Raw genomic sequence first — 18,706 nt, 5'->3', positions numbered from 1 at the left:
TGACCCGCCGATCAGGCCCGCAAAGCGGCTACCGCTTGCGGGCCAGGAAGGAACCCCCCATGGTTCCCCTGCACAGACGACTGCTGCGGCTCCTCACGGCGACCGCGCTGACGCTGAGCGCCTGCGCCACGGCCTCCGTCGGCACGACCGCCCAGGCCGCGCCGGGCAGCCCCGCGCTCACCCCGCCGCTCGGCTGGAACAGCTGGAACAGCTTCGGATGCGGGATCACCGAGGCCCAGGTCCGCCAGGCCGCTGACGCGATGGTGTCCTCGGGCATGAAGGCCGCGGGCTACCAGTACGTCGTCGTCGACGACTGCTGGTTCGACCCCCAGCGCGACGCGGCGGGCAACCTGCGGTCCAACCCGACCAAGTTCCCCAGCGGCATGAAGGCGCTCGGGGACTACATCCACGGCAAGGGCCTGAAGTTCGGCATCTACCAGGCGCCCAACGAGAAGACATGCGCCCAGGGCGTGGGCACCTACCCCGGCTCCACCGGCAGCAAGGGTCATGAGGCCCAGGACGCCGCCACGTTCGCCTCCTGGGGCGTGGACTACCTCAAGTACGACTGGTGCTCCGGCAGCGGCAGTCTCAGCGAGCAGATCGCGCAGTTCACGACCATGCGCGACGCCCTGCGTGCCACCGGCCGTCCGATCGTCTACAGCATCAACCCGAACAGCTTCCACTCCCCCACCGGCGCCACCTACGACTGGGGACAGGTCGCCGACCTGTGGCGGACGACCGAGGACCTGCTCGACATCTGGCAGAACGGCAACACCAACAGCTACCCCATGGGCGTCGGCAACGTCCTGGACATCACCGCGCCCCTGGCGGCACAGTCGGGCCCGGGCCACTGGAACGACCCCGACATGCTCGTCGTCGGCCGCCCCGGTCTGTCACTGACCGAGTCCCGTTCCCACTTCGCACTGTGGGCGCTGATGGGCGCCCCGCTCATCGCGGGCAACGACATCCGCACCATGTCCGGTGACGTGAGCGCGATCCTGCGCAACCAGCGTCTGCTGGCGGTGAACCAGGACTCGCTGGGCGCGGGCGGTCGCCGGGTGCGCGACGACGGCGACACCGAGGTGTTCGCCAAGCGCCTGTCCGACGGCTCGGTCGCCGTGGGCCTGTTCAACCGAGGGAGCAGCACCGCGACCATCACGGCCGCGGCCACGCAGGTCGGCCTGACCGGGGGGTCGTTCACCCTCACCGACCTGTGGACCGGCGGCACGTCGAGCACCTCCGGGCAGATCTCCGCGAGCGTCCCGGCACACGGTGTCGCCGTGTACAAGATGACCGGTGGCAGCCCGCTGGCCTCCACCACCGGGCGCCTGCGCGGTGGCGGGTCCGGCCGCTGCCTGGACGTGGACGGCGCGGCCACCGCGGCCGGGTCGAAGACGCTGCTGTGGGACTGCCACACCGCCGCCAACCAGCTCTGGAGCAGCTGGGCCACAGGCGAGATCCGCGTCTACGGCGACAAGTGCCTGGACGCCTCCGGCCGGGGTACCACCAACGGCACGCCGGTCGTCATCTGGCCTTGCAACGGCCAGGACAACCAGAAGTGGACGGTCGGCTCCGACGGGTCGGTCCGCAACGTCCGCGCCGGGCTGTGCCTCGACGCCAAGGAGGCCGGCTCCGCCAACGGGACCCCGGTCATCCTGTGGACCTGCAACGGCCAGAACAACCAGAAGTGGACCACGCTCCCGTAACCCGTCACCGCTCAGGCCGGCTTGGCAGGTTCACGAAGTACACCGGCCATGGCGGGGCCGCAGACGGTAGTGCCTGCGGCCCCGCTCGGGTGTCAAGGTCAGGACGGGTCGCCGTACTGCAGGCCGCGTCCGTTGGTGCCGACGTAGACGCGGCCGTAGGTGTCGGGGTCCCCGGTGATGACACCGACGCCGCCGATGGCGCCCCACTGGTGTGCCTTGTCGTTGACGCGGAGCCAGGTGGCGCCCTTGTCGTTGACGCGGAGCCAGGTGGCGCCCTTGTCGGTGGAGCGGAAGACTCCGGTGACGTCCTTGACGGTGCCGACCAGGTACAGGGCCTGGTAGCGGGCGCCGGGCTTGGCCTTGCCGTACCCGAGGGCGGAGGCGGCCTGCACCGTCTTGAGCGTGGTGAAGGTGCGGCCGCCGTCGGTGGAGTGCAGCAGCCCCTTGGTGCTGCCGGCGATCCACAGGTCTCCGGCGATGCCGGGCACCGCTGTGAGCCGGCCGGAGGGCAGGCCGGTGGCGCGAGCGGTGAAGGTCGCGCCACCGTCGGTGCCGGCGTAGAGCGTGCCGCCGGACGGTGAGTAGAAGGTCCTGGCCGAGGAGCGGTCGGCGACGACCACGGCGTCGTCGCCCAGGCCCCCGCTGCGAACCCGCGGGTGAGGCACGAGGCGGGGGACCCGCAGCATGCTCTACACGGTGGACCTACGGAAACATGTCGGCACGACCCGCCCCGCAACCTGGGGAATCAAGAAATCAGCGAGTCTGAAGCTTCCCCTTGATCGTGGACACCTGGAGACTGGGATCTGAGGTTCCAGAGGAAGTAGCACCAGGTGGGAAGCAAGTACACGAAGCGGTACACCGAGGAGTTCCTGCGGGACGCGATCGCGCTCGTCGATTCCTCGGGCAAGACGGTCACAGCCGTCGCCCGGGAACTCGGCATCAGCTCCGAGTCCCTGCGCGGCTGGTACCGCCAGGCCAAGGCCGACCGGGGAGAGGGCGCCTCCGGCGAGCTGACCAGCGCCGAGCGTGAGGGGCTCAAGCGGCTGCGGCGGGAGAACCGCGAACAGCAGCAGACGATCGAGATCTTGAAAAAGGCGACCGCCTTCTTCGTGAAGGAGAACGACCGGTGAGCGAGCTGTACCGGTTCATCCATGCGGAGAAGGCGAACTACCCGATCAGCCTGCTGTGCCGGGTGCTGCACGTGGCCCGCTCCTCCTACTACGCCTGGCGCGAGGGCGAGGCCGCCCGCCGCAGGCGCCAGGCGGCCGACGATGCGCTCGCGCACGAGATCACCGTGCTGCACATCGCCTCCCGGAAGACCTATGGCGTCCCGCGTATCCACGCCGAACTTCGGCGCCTGGGGCAGCGGGTGAACCGCAAGCGCATCGCCCGCATCATGCGCGAACGCGACATCCGCGGCGTCACCCGCCGCAAGCACCACTCGCTGACCCGGCCGGACAAGAAGGCGAAGCCGGCCCCGGACCTGATCGGCCGCGACTTCCACGCCGAGCGGCCCGGCACCAAGCTGGTCGGCGACATCACCTACCTGCCCACCGCCGAGGGCTGGCTCTACCTCGCCTGCTGGCTGGACCTGGCCACCCGCGAGGTCGTCGGCTATGCCATGGCCGACCACCACCGCGCCGAACTCGTCGTCGACGCCCTCGACATGGCCCACGGCCGCAGCGGACTGGAGCCCGGCTGCGTGATCCACAGCGATCGCGGCAGCGAGTACACCTCGACCCAATTCCGCGGCCGCATACGCGAGTTGGGGCTTCGGCAAAGCTGCGGACGCACCGGATCCTGTTTCGACAACGCCGCCGCGGAGAGCTTCTGGGCCCTGCTCAAAGAGGAGATCGGCACCCGGACCTGGCCCGACCGGGCCACCGCCCGAGCCGAGGTCTTCACCTTCATCGAGACCTTCTACAACCGCCGCCGCCCACGCAAACACAAGACCTTCGGCTACCTCACCCCGGCCGAGACCAGACAACGACACCAGCACGCCCTCGCGGCATAACGAACGAGTATCCGAGATCACGGGGAAACTTCACGTATCCACTCCTCCGGCATCTTGCCCCCCTCCAAGCTGTGGACGTGGACGGTGGATCACCGCAGACACAGCTTGTTCGAGGCGAAAGGACCGGCTCAGTGCGCACGGGGCGCGCGAGGGGCACGGACAGCGCGTTCCGTGACCGCTGGGAAGGCAGGGGCGGGTGTTGGTTGAGAAGAGACCGCCGTAGCCAATGTGGACCTTGCCTGCCGTCCAAACGGGAAGGCGCTCTCAGGACGCCATGTCGCGCCGATCGGACCCGCTGCCCCATCTCGCGAAAGCATACGAATCAGCCCGCTGAACGAACGGGTCCTACAAGAACGGGATCAGTCCGCCCGGCGGGCTGCCAGGGGCCAGCACCGCTCCCGGAACTGCATCCCGTCCCGTACCCACGACGTCGAACGTCAGGAAACGGGGAACCAGGCCGACAGGCGCTTGGCAATGGCCGGTACATCGATGTTGTCCTGCGCGACTTCCTCGACGAACGGGCCGGCAATGGAGACGGGTGGCGGGACGGTATCGGCGCTGACGCCGTTGAGCCGCAGGAAGACACGCATGGCGAGCCAGGCTGTGCGCTTGTTGCCGTCGATCAGCGCGTGATTGCGGGCAACGGAGTGCAGCAGTGCCGCCGCCTTCTCGTGCAGCGTGGGATACAGCTCGGCCCCGAACACGTTCGTCCGGGGCCGTTCGATCGCTGACACCAAAAGTCCCATGTCACGCACGCTGTGCTCGGTATCGTTGACCGTGCGAGCGATGGCCAGGATCTCGTCGATCTGGATGTAGCGCACTTCGGTCACTTCAGGTAGTCCAGGATCTCCGCATCGCTGTCCATGAGTTCGGCCAGGACGTCATCGACCCTCAGCTCGGCCCGATTCTGGGCGTCACGGATGGCCTCAATGGCAAGTTCCTGCTTGCTGCGACGCTCCCGACGAGCTCGCTCGGTGAGCTTCGCGTCAAGGTCGTCGGGGAGTCGGAGTGTCATCGCCATACAGGAATGATACCGGACTGGTATCTGGGTGGCGAGGTGATACCAGCCACTCAAGCGCTCGGACCACAACGCCGTCCTTCGTGCCTCGTCGGGCCGCGGTCTCGGTTCCAAGGTGGGTGCGCCGAGGCAGCAGCACACGCCGCCGCGGGTGAGGTGCAGCCGGACCCCCGAACCGGAGTCCTTGCCCGTGCCGACGGCCCCGGTCCGCGCGGCCCAGGGCCGGGGAGGTCCGCGAGGTGGAGATTTCCGATGCTCGAGCGTCATCCGATCATCGCCACGTCGCCGCGAGACCCGCGCCAGCCCTTGACGCTGCAGCTCAGACCGTTCTGCACAAACGAACCTCAGTCGATGCATTCCGCGAGCGAAAACAGGTCGAGCTGACCACCTGAAATGCAAAGCCGCAGGTCAGGCGTCCTTCTTCACCGGCTCCAGAATCGCCACACACTCCACATGATGCGTCATCGGAAACACGTCACCCTGGGCACGGATAAGGAAACAGCAGGTCAGAGGCGGTCTACGTGCTCGCATGAGGGGCCGTCGGGACTCGGAGCGTCAAACGAGCGTCACGGGTCCGCCTGATCACGACACCGACCTTCAGGGGAAAAAACAGTAGCCGCCCACGAGGGCCACGGGGCAGGGCGAGTGGCGTAATGCGGCGTGGTGGGTGGGTCCGAGTTCGCGGCGTCCCATGCCGTGCCTGTGCCGGACTAGTTCAGCCGGCGCCAGGAGGTGAAGCCGAGGGCGGTGCGCTCGCCGATCGAGGTGCGGAAAACCCGTATCGCGCACCCGATGGGCCCCGGCCGACCGGCACGTACAGGGGTCCGGCCGGAACACGACAGGAGGGGTCGGGGTCGTCGTCGGAGAGGAGTTCTGCCATGGGGTGTCTCCTGAGAGGTTTGCGCGAAGCGCGGAGTCCGGGAGGCCCCGGAACGCGGGGAGGCGGTCCGGGGCCCGTCATCGACGTTATGCCCGGTGCCACGCGGTCCGGTCCGGTCCTGACGGGACGCTGACGCCAGTGCCGTCGACCCGTACGGATCGCTGACGCGGTGGTCGGCGGGAGGGGCCACGGAGCCGGTGTGCGGAGGGACCGGGATGTCACCCAACGGCCGTCGGACACCGTGCGGTACAGGCGCGGGAGGCGGGTGCGCGCTTGATGGCCGACGGGTGCCCCTCGGCAGCCAGAGTGTGGAAGCGTCGGCGGGTCCGCCCGCGCTCGGCAGCTCGCGACCGTCCTGGGGTTGGCGGCTCAGCGGGCAGTGACACCGCCGCGCCCCGCGCGCTCCACAAGGCCCGGTGCCGCGCGGCGGACCGCGGCCGGTGCGGTGACTGCTCAGGGGTCACTGACGGTGCCGCCGGCGGCATCCGGCCGTCCCGGCGGAACACCGTCCGGTCACACGCCCTCGGGACCTCGCTGCCCCGGGGCCCTCAGGACCCGGCCGTGGCCGGAAGCGCCGGCTGGTCCAGCCGCCCGGGGGCCATGGGGACGCTGAGCACCATGGTGAGGCCGCCGCCGGGTGTGTCCTCGGCGTGTACCGTGCCGCGGACGGCCTCGGTGAAGCCGCGTGCGACCGCGAGGCCGAGGCCCACACCCACACCGCGGGGTGAGTCGCCGTAACGCTGGAACGGCTCGAAGATGCGTTCCTTGGCCTCGTCCGGCACCCCGGGGCCGCGGTCGACGATCCGCACCTCGACCCGGTCGGCGAGGGCGCTGGCGGAGACCAGGACCTTCTCCCCCGGCGGGCTGTGCTTGACGGCGTTCTCGACGACGTTGGCGACGGCCCGCTCCAGCAGTCCCCGGTCGACCTGGACCATGGGCAGTGTCTCGGGGATGTCCAGCTCGACGCTGTCCTCGGGGACACCGCCGAGCGCCATGGGGACGACCTCGTCGAGGTCGGTCTCGCGCAGTACGGGTGTGACCGTGCCGGTCTGCAAACGGGACATGTCGAGCAGGTTGCCGACCAGCTGGTCGAGCCGGTCGGCCCCTTCCTCGATGGCCTCCAGGAGCTCCGCCTCGTCCTCCTCGGACCACTCGACGTCGTCGGACCGAAGTGACGAGACGGCGGCCTTGATTCCGGCCAGCGGGGTGCGCAGATCGTGACTGACGGCGGCGAGCAGCGCGGTGCGGATGCGGTTGCCCTCGGCCAGTTCCTCCGCCCGGTCCGCCTCGCCCTTGAGTCGCTGACGGTCCAGGACGACGGCGGCCTGTACGGCGAACGCGGCCAGGACCCGCCGGTCGGCGGCCGGCAGTACCCGGCCGCGCAGGGACAGGGCCATGTGGTCGCCGACGGGGACATCGACGTCCGCGTCGTCCGGTGTGCCGGCGGGCCGGGGCCCTACGCTGCCGGCGCAGGTCCAAGGTGCTGTTTCGCCGGTCCGCTCCAACAGCGCCACCGACTCCATGCCGAAGGTCTCGCGGACTCGTTCGAGCAATTCCTCCAGCCCGGTCTCGCCGCGCAGCACGTTCCCCGCGAGGAACGAAAGGATCTCCGACTCGGCCCGCAGCCGGGCGGCCTGCTGGGTGCGGCGGGCGGCGAGGTCGACGACCGAGGCCACCGCCACGGCCACACCGACGAAGACGACGATGGCGACGATGTTCTGCGGGTCGGCGATGGTCAGGGTGTGGACGGGCGAGGTGAAGAACCAGTTCAACAGCAGCGATCCGACCACGGCGGAGGCCAGCGCCGGCAGGAGTCCGCCCATCAGGGCCGCCGCCACCGTCAGGGACAGGAACAGCAGCATGTCGTTGGCGAGGCCGACGTCGGGCACGGCGCTGTTCAGGAGCCAGGCGAGCAGGAGGGGGCCGAGAACACCGGCCAGCCAGCCGCTGATCACCCTCGTGCGACCGAGGCGTGCGCCGCGCGCCACGGGCAGGCCGCGGCCCTTGCCGGCCTCGGCGTGCGTGATGAGGTGGACGTCGAGGTCGGGGCCGGACTCGCGGGCGACCGTGGCGCCGACGCCGGGCCCGAAGACGTACTGCCAGCTCCTGCGCCGGGACACACCGAGGACGATCTGGGTGGCGTTCACGCCGCGGGCGAAGTCGAGCAGGGCGGCGGGGATGTCGTCGCCGATGACGTGGTGGAAGGTGCCGCCCAGGTCCTCGACCAGGGTGCGCTGGAGAGCCAGCTCCTTCGGGGAAGCGGCGGTGAGGCCGTCGCTGCGGGATATGTAGACGGCCATGACTTCCCCGCCGGCGCCCTTCTCGGCCAGTCGTGCGGCGCGACGGATCAGGGTGCCCCCTTCCGGACCACCGGTGAGGCCGACCACGATCCGCTCCCGCGAACCCCAGATGGCGGAGACCCGGTGCTCGCTGCGGTACTTGGTCAGGTAGGCGTCGACCCGGTCGGCGACCCAGAGCAGAGCCAGTTCGCGCAGGGCGGTGAGGTTGCCCGGCCGGAAGTAGTTGGACAGCGCCGCGTCGACCTTGTCCGGCTTGTAGATGTTGCCGTGTGCCATGCGGCGGCGCAGCGCCTGCGGGGACATGTCGACCAGTTCGATCTGGTCGGCACGCCGGACGACCTCGTCGGGTACGGTTTCGCGCTGCCGGACCCCGGTGATCGACTCGACGACGTCGCCGAGGGACTCCAGGTGCTGGATGTTGACGGTCGATATCACGTCGATGCCTGCGGCGAGCAGTTCCTCGACGTCCTGCCATCGCTTGGCGTTGCGGGACCCGGGAACGTTGGTGTGGGCCAGCTCGTCCACCAGGGCGACCGCCGGGGCGCGGCGCAGAACGGCGTCCACGTCCATCTCGGTGAACCTGGCGCCACGGTGGTCGAGCTCCGTGCGCGGAACCTGTTCGAGACCGTGGAGCATCACCTCGGTGCGCGGCCGGTGGTGGTGCTCCACGAGGGCGACCACGCAGTCGGTGCCCCGCTCGATGCGGCGGTGCGCCTCCGACAGCATCGCGTACGTCTTGCCGACGCCGGGTGCCGCGCCGAGGTAGATCCGGAGCTTGCCGCGTGCCATGTCGTTCCTCGGTCAGCCTTCGAAACGGTAGCCCATGCCGGGCTCGGTGATCAGATAGCGGGGGTGGGAGGGGTCCTTCTCCAGTTTGCGCCGCAGCTGGGCCATGTAGACCCGCAGGTAGTTGGTCTTGCTGCTCTGCGAGACGCCCCAGACCTCCTTCAGCAGGTGCTTCTGTGTGATCAGCCGGCCCGGACTCGTCACGAGGATCTCCAGCAGGTGCCACTCGGTCGGCGTCAGCCGCACGTCCTTCCCGTCGCGCACCGCCCTCTTGGCCAGCAGGTCGAGGGTGAAGTCGTCGGTCTCGACGAGCGTCGCCGCCGGACCGGCGGGGGTTGTCTCGGTACGGCGTACGGCGGCCCGGAGCCGGGCCAGCAGTTCGTTCATGCTGAACGGCTTGGTGACGTAGTCGTCGGCACCGGCGTCCAGCGCGGCCACCTTCTCGTCCGACCCCTGGCGGGCGGAAAGGACCAGGATCGGCACGCGGGTCCGGCCGCGCAGGCCCTTGATGACGTCGACACCGTCCATGTCGGGCAGACCGAGGTCGAGCAGCACCACGTCGGGCTGCCGTGCGGCGGCGAGCCGCAGGGCCGTGGCCCCGTCGGGAGCCGCGTCCACGCCGTAGTGACGTGCCTGCAAGTTCAGGACGAGGGCCCGCACCAGCTGCGGGTCGTCCTCGACCACGAGCACCCGGGTCATGGGTGTCTGCCTCTCCTGTACGTCGTGCCGTGCACGCCCGGAAGCGGGGCGCCCGACGTCGCGGCTGCGGGAGCCGGCGGGTCCGGGATGTTCCCGAAGCCGCCGGCTCCCGAGGACATCGCGTAACGTCATCAGCTCTTCGCCGCGAGTTCCTTGAGGGCGATGTTGAGCTCGAGGACGTTCACGCGCGGCTCGCCCATGAAGCCGAGGGTGCGGCCCTCGGTGTGCTCGTCGACGAGCTTGTGCACCTCGGCGGTGGACAGGCCGTTCTTCTCGGCGACCCGGTGGACCTGGAGGTCCGCGTACTGCGGGGAGATGTTCGGGTCCAGTCCGGAGCCGGAGGAGGTGACCGCGTCCGCGGGCACCTGGGACGGCTTCACCCGGTAGGTGCCAGTGGAGTTGTCCTTGACGACGGCGGCCTTGGCGTCCTTCACCCACTGGATGAGCTCTTCGTTGTCCCCTGACCGGTTGGTCGCGCCGGACAGGATGAGCTTGTACTGGGTGTTGACGCTGTTGGTGCCGAGGCCGTTCTGCGGTCGGCCCTGGAACCACTTCAGGTCCGGTGCCGGGGTCTCCTGCCCCTTCTTCAGCGGCAGGTTGTACGCCTGCCCGATGAGGGACGAGCCGACGACCCTGCCGTCCGCCTTGATCTCGGAGCCGTTCGCCTTGTCGTTGAACAGCCCCTGCGCGATGCCGGTGACGACCAGCGGATAGAGGACGCCGGTCACCAGGGTCAGCACGAGGAGGGCGCGCAGGCCCGCCCCGAGCAGCCGGGCGGTGTTCGATACGGAGTTGTTCATGGCCTTCAGCACGCTTTCAAGAAGTTACAGCCCGGGGATGAGGGAGATGAGCAGGTCGATGAGCTTGATGCCGATGAAGGGGGCGACCAGTCCGCCCAGGCCGTAGATCGTCAGATTGCGCCGCAGCAGCCTGTCCGCGCTGACCGGCCGGTACTGCACGCCCTTCAGGGACAGCGGCACCAGGGCGATGATGACGAGGGCATTGAAGATCACCGCGGACAGGATCGCGGAGTCCGGTGAGGACAGGCCCATGATGTTGAGCTTGTCCAGGCCCGGGTAGACCGCGGCGAACAGCGCCGGGATGATCGCGAAGTACTTGGCGACGTCGTTGGCGATGGAGAACGTCGTCAACGCACCCCGGGTGATGAGGAGCTGCTTGCCGATCTCGACGATCTCGATGAGCTTGGTGGGGTTGGAGTCGAGGTCGACCATGTTGCCGGCCTCCTTGGCGGCCGACGTGCCGGTGTTCATGGCCACGCCGACGTCCGCCTGGGCGAGCGCGGGGGCGTCGTTGGTGCCGTCACCGGTCATCGCGACCAGCTTGCCGCCCGCCTGCTCCCGCTTGATGAGGGCCATCTTGTCCTCGGGGGTGGCCTCGGCGAGGAAGTCGTCGACGCCCGCCTCCTCGGCGATGGCCTTGGCGGTGAGCGGGTTGTCGCCCGTGATCATGACAGTCTTGATGCCCATGCGGCGCAGTTCCTCGAACCGCTCCCGCATTCCGTGCTTGACGACGTCCTTGAGGTGGATGACGCCCAGGACACGGGCCCCGGGCGCGTCCTCGACCGCGACGAGCAGGGGCGTACCGCCCGCCTCGGAGATGCGGTTGGCGATCTCGTCGGCGTCTTCGGCGATGGTGCCGCCCTGCTCCTGGACCCAGGAGATGACCGAACCGGCCGCGCCCTTGCGGATCTTGCGCCCGTCGACGTCCACCCCCGACATGCGGGTCTGGGCGGTGAAGGCGATCCACTCGGCACCCACCAGTTCGCCCTGGTGGCGCTCGCGCAGGCCGTACTTCTCCTTGGCGAGGACGACGATCGAGCGGCCCTCGGGTGTCTCGTCGGCCAGCGACGACAGCTGTGCCGCGTCGGCCACCTGTGCCTCGGTCGTGCCGCGTACCGGCACGAACTCGGCGGCCTGCCGGTTGCCCAGGGTGATGGTGCCGGTCTTGTCGAGCAGCAGGGTGGAGACGTCACCGGCGGCCTCGACCGCGCGGCCGGACATGGCGAGCACGTTGCGCTGCACCAGGCGGTCCATGCCGGCGATGCCGATCGCCGAGAGCAGGGCACCGATCGTGGTCGGGATCAGGCAGACCAGGAGAGCGACCAGCACGACCATCGTCAGGTGGGTGCCCGCGTAGTCCGCCAGGGGTGGCAGCGTGGCGCACGCGAGCAGGAAGACGATGGTCAGCGAAGCCAGCAGGATGTTGAGGGCGATCTCGTTCGGCGTCTTCTGCCGGGCCGCGCCCTCCACCAGGTTGATCATCCGGTCGATGAAGGTCTCGCCGGGCTTCGTCGTGATCTTGACGACGATCCGGTCGGAGAGGACCTTCGTGCCGCCGGTGACCGCCGAGCGGTCGCCGCCGGACTCGCGGATCACGGGCGCGGACTCACCGGTGATCGCCGACTCGTCGACGGAGGCCACACCCTCGATGACGTCTCCGTCACCGGGGATGATGTCGCCGGCCTCGCAGACGACCGGGTCGCCGATCCTCAGCTCGGTGCCGGGCACGTGCTCCTCGCGGTCGCCCACCAGGCGGCGGGCGACCGTGTCGGTCTTGGCCTTGCGCAGGGTGTCGGCCTGGGCCTTGCCCCGGCCTTCGGCGACGGCCTCCGCCAGGTTGGCGAAGAGCACGGTCAGCCACAGCCAGGCGCTGATGGTCCAGCCGAACCAGTCGCCGGGGTCGGTGAAGGAGAAGACCGTGGTCAGCACGGAGCCGATCCACACCACGAACATCACGGGGGACTTGACCATCACCCGCGGGTCGAGCTTGCGGAAGGCGTCCGGCAGCGACTTGAGAAGCTGCTTGGGGTCGAAGAGGCCGGCGCCCACACGCCCCTCGGCGGGCTTGTGTCCGGTGGGGGCGTCCTGGTGGGGAGCGAGGGTGGGAGTGGACATGGAGTCCTGCTTCTTTACGTCGGTGGTCATCACGCCAGCCCTTCGGCCAGCGGTCCCAGCGCGAGGGCGGGGAAGTACGTCAGACCGGTGATGATGATGATCGTGCCGACCAACAGCCCGGTGTACAGCGGCTTGTCCGTGCGCAAGGTCCCCGCGGTGGCCGGGACCGGCTTCTGCTCGGCGAGCGAGCCGGCCAGCGCCAGCACGAACACCATCGGCAGGAAGCGGCCGAGCAGCATCGCCAGGCCGATCGTGGTGTTGAACCACTGCGTGTCCGCGTTCAGGCCGGCGAACGCCGAGCCGTTGTTGTTGGCTCCGGACGTGTAGGCATACAGGATCTCGGAGAACCCGTGCGCCCCGCTGTTGGTCATCGAGTTCGCCGGGGTCGGCAGCGCCATCGCGAACGCTGTGAAGACGAGCACCAGCGCCGGGGTGATCAGGATGTAGCAGGCCGCGAGCTTGATCTCCCGGGAGCCGACCTTCTTGCCCAGGTACTCGGGCGTGCGGCCGACCATCAGACCGGCGATGAACACCGCGATGATCGCCATGATCAGCATGCCGTAGAGGCCGGAGCCGACACCGCCGGGCGCGATCTCGCCCAGCATCATGCCGAGCATGGTGATACCGCCGCCGAGGCCGGTGAAGGAGGAGTGGAAGGAGTCCACCGCGCCCGTGGAGGTCAGCGTGGTGGACACCGCGAAGATCGACGAGGAGCCGACGCCGAAGCGGACTTCCTTGCCCTCCAGCGCTCCGTTCGCCAGCTCGAAGGCCGGACCGTGGTGGGAGAACTCGGTCCACATCATCAGCGCGACGAAGCCGAGCCAGATGGTGGCCATGGTGGCGAGGATCGCGTAGCCCTGCTTGACCGAGCCGACCATCAGGCCGAAGGTCCGGGTGATCGAGAACGGGATCAGCAGGATCAGGAAGATCTCGAACAGGTTGGAGAACGGGGTGGGGTTCTCGAAGGGGTGGGCGGAGTTGGCGTTGAAGTAGCCGCCGCCGTTGGTACCGATCTCCTTGATGGCCTCCTGCGAGGCGACCGCACCGCCGTTCCACTGCTGCGTGCCGCCCATGAACTGGCCGACCTCGTGGATCCCGGAGAAGTTCTGGATGATGCCGCAGGCGACCAGCACGATCGCGGCGACGAACGCCAGCGGCACCAGGATGCGCACCACCCCGCGCACCAGGTCGGCCCAGAAGTTGCCCAGCTCACCGGTGCGCGAGCGGGCGAAGCCGCGCACGAGCGCCACCGCGACGGCTATGCCGACGGCGGCGGAGACGAAGTTCTGCACGGCCAGGCCGGCGGTCTGCACGACGTGGCCCATGGCCTGCTCGCCGTAGTACGACTGCCAGTTCGTGTTGGTCACGAACGACACGGCCGTGTTGAACGCCTGGTCCGGGTCGATCGAGGCGAAGCCGAGCGAGCCGGGCAGGACCCCCTGGAGCCGCTGGAGGGCGTACAGGAACAGGACGCCGACCAGGGAGAAGCCGAGGACGCCGCGCAGGTAGGCGGGCCAGCGCATCTCCGTGTCGGGGTCGGCACCGATGCCCTTGTAGATCCACTTCTCGACGCGCAGGTGCTTGTCGGAGGAGTACACCTTGGCCATGTAGGTGCCGAGGGGCTTGTGAGCGAGCGCCAGCGCCGCTACGAGCGCGAGCAGCTGGAGCACGCCGGCGAGTACGGGACCCATCTCTTGTCTCAGAACCTCTCCGGGAAGATCAGGGCGAGGACGAGATAACCCAGCAGGGAGACGGCCACGACGAGGCCGACGATGTTCTCGGCGGTCACAGCTTCGTCACCCCCTTGGCTGCGAGAGCCACGAGTGCGAAACCCGCGATCGTGACGACGACGAAGGCCAGATCGGCCATCGCGAACTCCTGGAGTGAGGTTCGGTTGATACGGACGATCCGAGGAAAGCGCATCGATGGCCGGATCAGGCCGGTCGTTGACGCCTCCCTGACGGCGAGGCCGACGGCTTTGACGGAACCTTGACGCCGCCCGGTCCGACCGGGCGATCGGACTCGCCCTGAGGCAGGAGATCCGGCCTCACAACAGCCGGAAACGGAGACGGCAGATCACCGCGTCCGTCTCCCGCCGCACGGCGTGCGCGACGACGGCGCCGCGCTGGTTCTGCAGCAGCCGCTGCCACAGCCGCTCCGGCTCGGTCTCCGGGATCAGCACGGTGACGCGCGCGCCGGGCTCGGCGGCGCCTACCTCGCGGACGTACGCGGCGATGGGACGGCCCAGTGACCGGTGCTCACTGTTCAGCCTGACCAGCGGCACCCCGGGGTCCCACTCCGTCCAGGCCAGCTCCAGCGCGTACAGGGCGGCGCGGTCCTCCGGGTCGGGGTGGCAGACGGTCACCGCTCGGACCTCGTCGCCGAGGGAGGCCGCGGCGGTCAGCGCCTCGGAGGTCAGACGGGAGATCGAGGAGACAGGCACGATCACGACCGAGCGGTCGCGGTGCGGGATCTCGGGGATCCGGCCCAGGCCGAGACGCTCACCGATGCGGGCGTAGGTGCGGTGCACGGTCTGGAAGGCCACGACCAGCAGGGGCAGGGCGATGACGATCAGCCAGGCGCCCTCCTCGAACTTGGTCGCGGTGACGACGAGGGCCGAGACTCCGGTGAGCAGCCCGCCGAAGCCGTTGAGGAGTGCCTTGCCCCGCCGTCCCGGACCTCGCTGGAGGCGCCAGTGCCGGACCATGCCGACTTGGGCGACGGTGAAGCCGACGAAGACACCGATGGCGAACAGCGGCACGAGGGTGTTGGTGTCACCGCCCGAGAAGACCAGGAGCGCGCACGCGACCACGGCGAGCGCGAGCACGCCGTGCCGGTGCACCTGGCGGTCCGCCTTCAGGGCGAAGACGTGCGGCAGGTAGTTGTCGCGGGCCAGTAGCTTCAGCAGCACCGGCAGCCCGCCGAACGAGGTGTTCGCGGAGAGGGCCAGCAGGATCATGGTCGCGAACTGGACGACGTAGAACGCCCCGTTGTGGCCGAGGGAGGCGTCCGCGAGCTGGGCGAGGACCGTGACGCCCTCGACCGGCTGGAGGTGGAACCGGGTGATCAGCACCGACAGCCCTGTCAGCATCACGCCGAGGACGGCTCCGAGCGCGACCTCCGCGCGCTGAGCGCGCGTGACACGGGGGACGCGGAAGGAGGGAACGGCGTTGGCGATGGCCTCGACGCCGGTCAGGGCGGAGCAGCCCGAAGCGAAAGCCTTCAGCAGGAGCAGGGCACCCACGGCGGTGGCGTTGTCGGCGAGTACGGAGGGGTGGCCCGCCGCGGTCGCCGTGCTCACCGGCTCGGACCGGAACAGGCCGACGGCGATCAGCACGACGATCGAGCCGACGAAGACGACGGTCGGCACGATGAACACCTTCGCCGACTCCATGATGCCGCGCAGGTTCACTGCCGTGATCAGCGTCAGCACGGCCAGGCACAGCTACAGCCGGTCGTCGTGGAGGGCAGGGAAGGCCGAGGTCAGGGCGGCGACTCCGGCGGTGACGGCGACCGCGACATTCAGGACGTAGTCCAGGACGAGCGAGGCGGCGGCGACCAGGCTCGTGCGCGCGCCCAAATGCGCCTTGGCGACGGCGTAGGAGCCGCCGCCGTCCGGAAACGCCGCGATCACCTGACGGTAGGAGGCGACCAGCACCGCCAGCAGCGCGGCGATGGCCAGCGTGACCGGCAGGGTGAAGCCCAGACCGTGAGCACCCGCGGCGGCCAGGACCAGGACGATGGCCTCGGGCCCGTAGGCCACTGATGCCATGGCGTCCAGGGACAGGGCGGCCAGGCCGGTGACGGCGGTCAGCCGGTGGCGCTCACCGGTATCGGGTGGTTCCTCGCCGGCGGGCGCGGCATCCGGCTGGGCGGTCACTGCGGTCATGGACGGGTGCTCCTTCGGGAAGTGTGCGAGTGCACCCAGGTTCTGTCCGGTTCCCATCGCATCCGACCGTTCCTTGCGCCTTCTTCGCGCCCGGGCGGCCAACTTTGACGGGATGTTGATACGCGAGTGACGTGGGCGACGACCGAGCGCCTCGCCCCGGCTGCCTGACGGCTCGGCCGGTGAGAGGCGACGTCGGGGCAAGATGCCGTTCGGCATCCGTCAGAGCCGCGTCAAGGCGCGCCGGTCGACAGCCCGGGCTCACTAGCGTCCAGGTCATGGGACGCCGTGACGATGCACACGGAGGACGACTCGACGCCCGGCCGGAGGACCCCGACGGAACCGGTGAGGCGACGAACGACCTCGAGCGCGCACATGAACTGCGCAGCGCTGCCTACTACGCCGGCGTACTGCTGGCCTTCCTCCTCCTCCTCGACTGGGGCTCCGGCCTGATCACGCCATGGCGGGCCGTGCTGTGGTCCGCCCTCACCGGACTGCTCTACGCTGTGCTCTACCCCCAGCGCGTGTCCGCGGGCAACCACTGGCTGACCACGCGCGGCCTGGTCCGCACGCACCGGGTCCGGACGGATCTGCTGGTGTCGGTCCGCTGCCTTGACGGGGTCTCTCAACGGCTCCTGCTGCGCGATCGCCTGGGAAACCGTGCCGAGATCGACCCCGAGGTTCTGGTGCGCCACCCGCGCCTGTGGTTCTGCCTGGAGCGGGGAGCCCGCAAGGCCGCCGCCGACGGCTTGCTGCTCTGCGGCGCCACCGCCTTGCGACGCCTCTCGGAGCGCGTGGACCGCGAAACAGCCCGCGGTCGGGTGGCCCGGGGGGGAATTCACCCCCGGGCTCCCACAGATCCCGGCGTGACAGTCTCCCGTCACCGGGCTCCTATTATCCTGATCACCAGATCGACTGGACCCATTTCCAGTGAGCGAAGAAGAGCGGGTACGCGGTGGTGACCTGCTTCCATCGCCGGTGGAAATCCTTGAAGGTCTTCAGCCGCCGGTATTTCTTGCGGACCCAGCGCATCAGGTAGTAGTTGATGCGCTTGAGGAGGGGATACAACTCGGTGCGATAGAACGCACCGTAGTACTGCATCCAGCCACGAATGATGGGGTTGAGCCATCGCGCGAACTCGCCGAGGGTGTAGCCGATGTGCATGTGGAGCCTCCAGGAACGGACCTCCGTGCTCATCTTCTTGAGGGCGTCCTTGCTGGGCGCCGGAAGAAAAGAAGTGAAGATCTTTCCGTTCCGGTCTCGCGCTGGACGACGCTGGAACGTGAAACCGAGAAAGGTGAACGACGTTGCCGCGACATCATCGTGGCGCCCGTCTCTTCAGCAGTACACGATCCGGGTCTTGGCCGGGTGCAGTTGCAGGCCGACCTCTTCCATCCTGTCCCCGATCGCCGTCAGGACCGCACGGGCCCGGCGTTCGGAGTCGCAGTGCACGACTGCGTCATCCGCATAGCGTTCGAACTGGACGTCCGGAAAGTTCCGGGAGAGCCACAGGTCGAATGCATAGTGCAGGAACAGGTTCGCCAGCACGGGAGAAACCGCTGATCCCTGTGGGGTTCCGCGGTCTCTCTACCGCAAATGGCCGTCGGGAAGTTGCAGTGGAGCGGCAAGCCACCGCTTCACATACAACACGACCCACGCGGCATCGGTATGGGTTTCCACCGCCTTGATGACGAGGTCCCAGCGGACGCTGTCGAAGAATCTTGCGACATCGAGATCGACGGCCCACTTCTTCTTCCAGCACCGCCGTCGGCATGCGTCGACCGCGTTCAGAGCCGACCTGCCCGGACGGTAGCCGTAGGAGTCGGGATGGAACACCGGTTCCACACGCTTCTCCAGATGAGCGGCCACCACCGTCTGGGCGATTCTGTCCGCGACCGTGGGCACACCGAGCAAACGAACCCCGCCGCCATGCGACTTCGGGATTTCCACACCTTTCACCGGAGGGGGAAAGTAGCTGCCCGAAGACATTCGATTCCAGATCATGTAGAGGTTCCCCTTCAGATCCTTCTCGAACTCCTCGATCGTGCAGCCGTCCACCCCCGGAGCACCCTGATTGGCCTTGACCTTCAGGTACGCCTCCCAGACCTCCTTCTTTGATATCTCGAACGGCTTGATCTGTGACTTCAGCTCGCCCACGCAGCTCCTCCCAGGGAACTCCTGGTTGACCGAACAAACGAACCACGGACAATCCGGTCCCTTCGCTCCGCTCCCACCGCGCCCAGCAGGAGGTTCACGGCTACTACGAACCGGTCCGCCAACACACTTCGCATCGGTACTCAGTTCCTCACGGGTTGTCCGCTTGGAAGGCTCCCTTTCACAACACTGCGTGAAAAACACAGAGTTGAGGCATCGAAGCATGTCTTCCCACGTTCCGCACGAAATCAGCTGTCGGCGTACGGACTTTTCTCCCCAGTTGCGTACGGACGAACGTCCCCAGGTGTCAGGCCACGTCGTTCTCTCGCTCGATGGCCTTGAGGCGGT

14 protein-coding genes and 3 pseudogenes are annotated in these 18,706 nt (G+C 68.6%); 4 read left to right on the top strand and 13 right to left on the bottom strand.

Annotated elements, in window-relative coordinates:
• Positions 1–59: 59 nt before the first annotated feature.
• Entirely contained in the window at positions 60–1,706 is a 1,647-nt protein-coding gene (locus tag HDC93_RS31640) for a ricin-type beta-trefoil lectin domain protein (protein ID WP_185014263.1), read from the top strand.
• Between the two features lie 98 nt (positions 1,707–1,804).
• Here the strand turns inward: HDC93_RS31640 and HDC93_RS31635 are convergent.
• Positions 1,805–2,353 (bottom strand): annotated as a pseudogene (locus HDC93_RS31635) (WD40/YVTN/BNR-like repeat-containing protein); the annotation flags it as partial.
• 183 nt (positions 2,354–2,536) lie between these two features.
• Here HDC93_RS31635 and HDC93_RS31630 point away from each other — a divergent pair.
• Complete coding sequence (locus tag HDC93_RS31630) at positions 2,537–2,836, top strand: transposase (protein WP_185014262.1); 300 nt, start codon at positions 2,537–2,539, stop codon at positions 2,834–2,836.
• A complete protein-coding gene (locus HDC93_RS31625; protein ID WP_185014331.1) occupies positions 2,833–3,720 on the top strand; it encodes an IS3 family transposase in 888 nt (295 codons plus the stop codon). The genes HDC93_RS31630 and HDC93_RS31625 overlap by 4 nt, the downstream gene beginning before the upstream one ends.
• Positions 3,721–4,157: 437 nt before the next feature.
• Here the strand turns inward: HDC93_RS31625 and HDC93_RS31620 are convergent, their stop codons facing one another.
• The 10 genes and pseudogenes from HDC93_RS31620 to HDC93_RS31575 all read right to left on the bottom strand — a co-directional run bounded on the left by HDC93_RS31620 (position 4,158) and on the right by HDC93_RS31575 (position 16,207).
• Positions 4,158–4,550: a type II toxin-antitoxin system death-on-curing family toxin gene (locus HDC93_RS31620; RefSeq protein WP_185014261.1), complete on the bottom strand. Its 393-nt coding sequence runs from the start codon at positions 4,548–4,550 to the stop codon at positions 4,158–4,160.
• Complete coding sequence (locus HDC93_RS31615; protein ID WP_185014260.1) at positions 4,547–4,741, bottom strand: ribbon-helix-helix protein, CopG family; 195 nt, start codon at positions 4,739–4,741, stop codon at positions 4,547–4,549. The genes HDC93_RS31620 and HDC93_RS31615 overlap by 4 nt, the downstream gene beginning before the upstream one ends.
• A gap of 1,425 nt (positions 4,742–6,166) precedes the next feature.
• Positions 6,167–8,707: a DUF4118 domain-containing protein gene (locus tag HDC93_RS31610; RefSeq protein WP_185014259.1), complete on the bottom strand. Its 2,541-nt coding sequence runs from the start codon at positions 8,705–8,707 to the stop codon at positions 6,167–6,169.
• 12 nt (positions 8,708–8,719) lie between these two features.
• Complete coding sequence (locus tag HDC93_RS31605) at positions 8,720–9,403, bottom strand: response regulator (RefSeq protein ID WP_185014258.1); 684 nt, start codon at positions 9,401–9,403, stop codon at positions 8,720–8,722.
• A 131-nt stretch (positions 9,404–9,534) separates the two neighbouring features.
• Positions 9,535–10,203 (bottom strand): potassium-transporting ATPase subunit C, encoded by a 669-nt coding sequence (locus HDC93_RS31600; protein ID WP_185014257.1) that lies wholly within the window; start codon positions 10,201–10,203, stop codon positions 9,535–9,537.
• A 24-nt stretch (positions 10,204–10,227) separates the two neighbouring features.
• Positions 10,228–12,348 (bottom strand): potassium-transporting ATPase subunit KdpB, encoded by a 2,121-nt coding sequence (gene kdpB, locus HDC93_RS31595; RefSeq protein ID WP_185014256.1) that lies wholly within the window; start codon positions 12,346–12,348, stop codon positions 10,228–10,230.
• Positions 12,348–14,009 carry a potassium-transporting ATPase subunit KdpA gene (gene kdpA, locus HDC93_RS31590; protein WP_185014255.1) on the bottom strand — a complete coding sequence of 554 codons (1,662 nt, stop codon included), beginning with the start codon at positions 14,007–14,009 and terminating at the stop codon, positions 12,348–12,350. The genes kdpB and kdpA overlap by 1 nt, the downstream gene beginning before the upstream one ends.
• Before the next feature lie 8 nt (positions 14,010–14,017).
• Positions 14,018–14,107, bottom strand: coding sequence for a K(+)-transporting ATPase subunit F (kdpF, locus tag HDC93_RS31585; RefSeq protein ID WP_037722934.1), 90 nt, complete (start codon positions 14,105–14,107; stop codon positions 14,018–14,020).
• Positions 14,104–14,241, bottom strand: coding sequence for a hypothetical protein (locus HDC93_RS31580; protein WP_185014254.1), 138 nt, complete (start codon positions 14,239–14,241; stop codon positions 14,104–14,106). The genes kdpF and HDC93_RS31580 overlap by 4 nt, the downstream gene beginning before the upstream one ends.
• A gap of 124 nt (positions 14,242–14,365) precedes the next feature.
• Positions 14,366–16,207, bottom strand: a pseudogene (locus HDC93_RS31575) (APC family permease).
• 275 nt (positions 16,208–16,482) lie between these two features.
• Here HDC93_RS31575 and HDC93_RS38905 point away from each other — a divergent pair.
• Complete coding sequence (locus HDC93_RS38905; RefSeq protein WP_260419864.1) at positions 16,483–17,166, top strand: hypothetical protein; 684 nt, start codon at positions 16,483–16,485, stop codon at positions 17,164–17,166.
• On the opposite strand, the gene HDC93_RS38900 is transcribed toward HDC93_RS38905, so the two are convergent.
• Together HDC93_RS38900 and HDC93_RS38895 are read right to left on the bottom strand one after the other, a co-directional pair.
• Positions 17,108–17,401 carry a group II intron maturase-specific domain-containing protein gene (locus HDC93_RS38900; protein WP_260419863.1) on the bottom strand — a complete coding sequence of 98 codons (294 nt, stop codon included), beginning with the start codon at positions 17,399–17,401 and terminating at the stop codon, positions 17,108–17,110. The two genes, HDC93_RS38905 and HDC93_RS38900, sit on opposite strands and share 59 nt — an antisense overlap.
• A gap of 141 nt (positions 17,402–17,542) precedes the next feature.
• Positions 17,543–18,193, bottom strand: a pseudogene (locus HDC93_RS38895) (reverse transcriptase domain-containing protein).
• Positions 18,194–18,706: the final 513 nt, after the last annotated feature.

The organism is Streptomyces sp. AK010 (genome assembly GCF_014207295.1).
Taxonomy (GTDB): Bacteria; Actinomycetota; Actinomycetes; order Streptomycetales; family Streptomycetaceae; genus Streptomyces; species Streptomyces massasporeus.
Note: the sequence above shows the minus strand (reverse complement) of the source record. Positions and strands in the feature narration are given on the sequence as shown.

Coding starts and splice junctions, on each gene's coding strand:
- kdpA (WP_185014255.1), bottom strand. CDS start 14,009: ATGGGTCCCGTACTCGCCGGCGTGCTCCAGCTGCTCGCGCTCGTAGCG.
- HDC93_RS31580 (WP_185014254.1), bottom strand. CDS start 14,241: ATGCGCTTTCCTCGGATCGTCCGTATCAACCGAACCTCACTCCAGGAG.
- HDC93_RS31640 (WP_185014263.1), top strand. CDS start 60: ATGGTTCCCCTGCACAGACGACTGCTGCGGCTCCTCACGGCGACCGCG.
- HDC93_RS31615 (WP_185014260.1), bottom strand. CDS start 4,741: ATGGCGATGACACTCCGACTCCCCGACGACCTTGACGCGAAGCTCACC.
- HDC93_RS38900 (WP_260419863.1), bottom strand. CDS start 17,401: ATGAGCACGGAGGTCCGTTCCTGGAGGCTCCACATGCACATCGGCTAC.
- HDC93_RS31605 (WP_185014258.1), bottom strand. CDS start 9,403: ATGACCCGGGTGCTCGTGGTCGAGGACGACCCGCAGCTGGTGCGGGCC.
- HDC93_RS31600 (WP_185014257.1), bottom strand. CDS start 10,203: ATGAACAACTCCGTATCGAACACCGCCCGGCTGCTCGGGGCGGGCCTG.
- kdpB (WP_185014256.1), bottom strand. CDS start 12,348: ATGACCACCGACGTAAAGAAGCAGGACTCCATGTCCACTCCCACCCTC.
- HDC93_RS31610 (WP_185014259.1), bottom strand. CDS start 8,707: ATGGCACGCGGCAAGCTCCGGATCTACCTCGGCGCGGCACCCGGCGTC.
- HDC93_RS38905 (WP_260419864.1), top strand. CDS start 16,483: ATGGGACGCCGTGACGATGCACACGGAGGACGACTCGACGCCCGGCCG.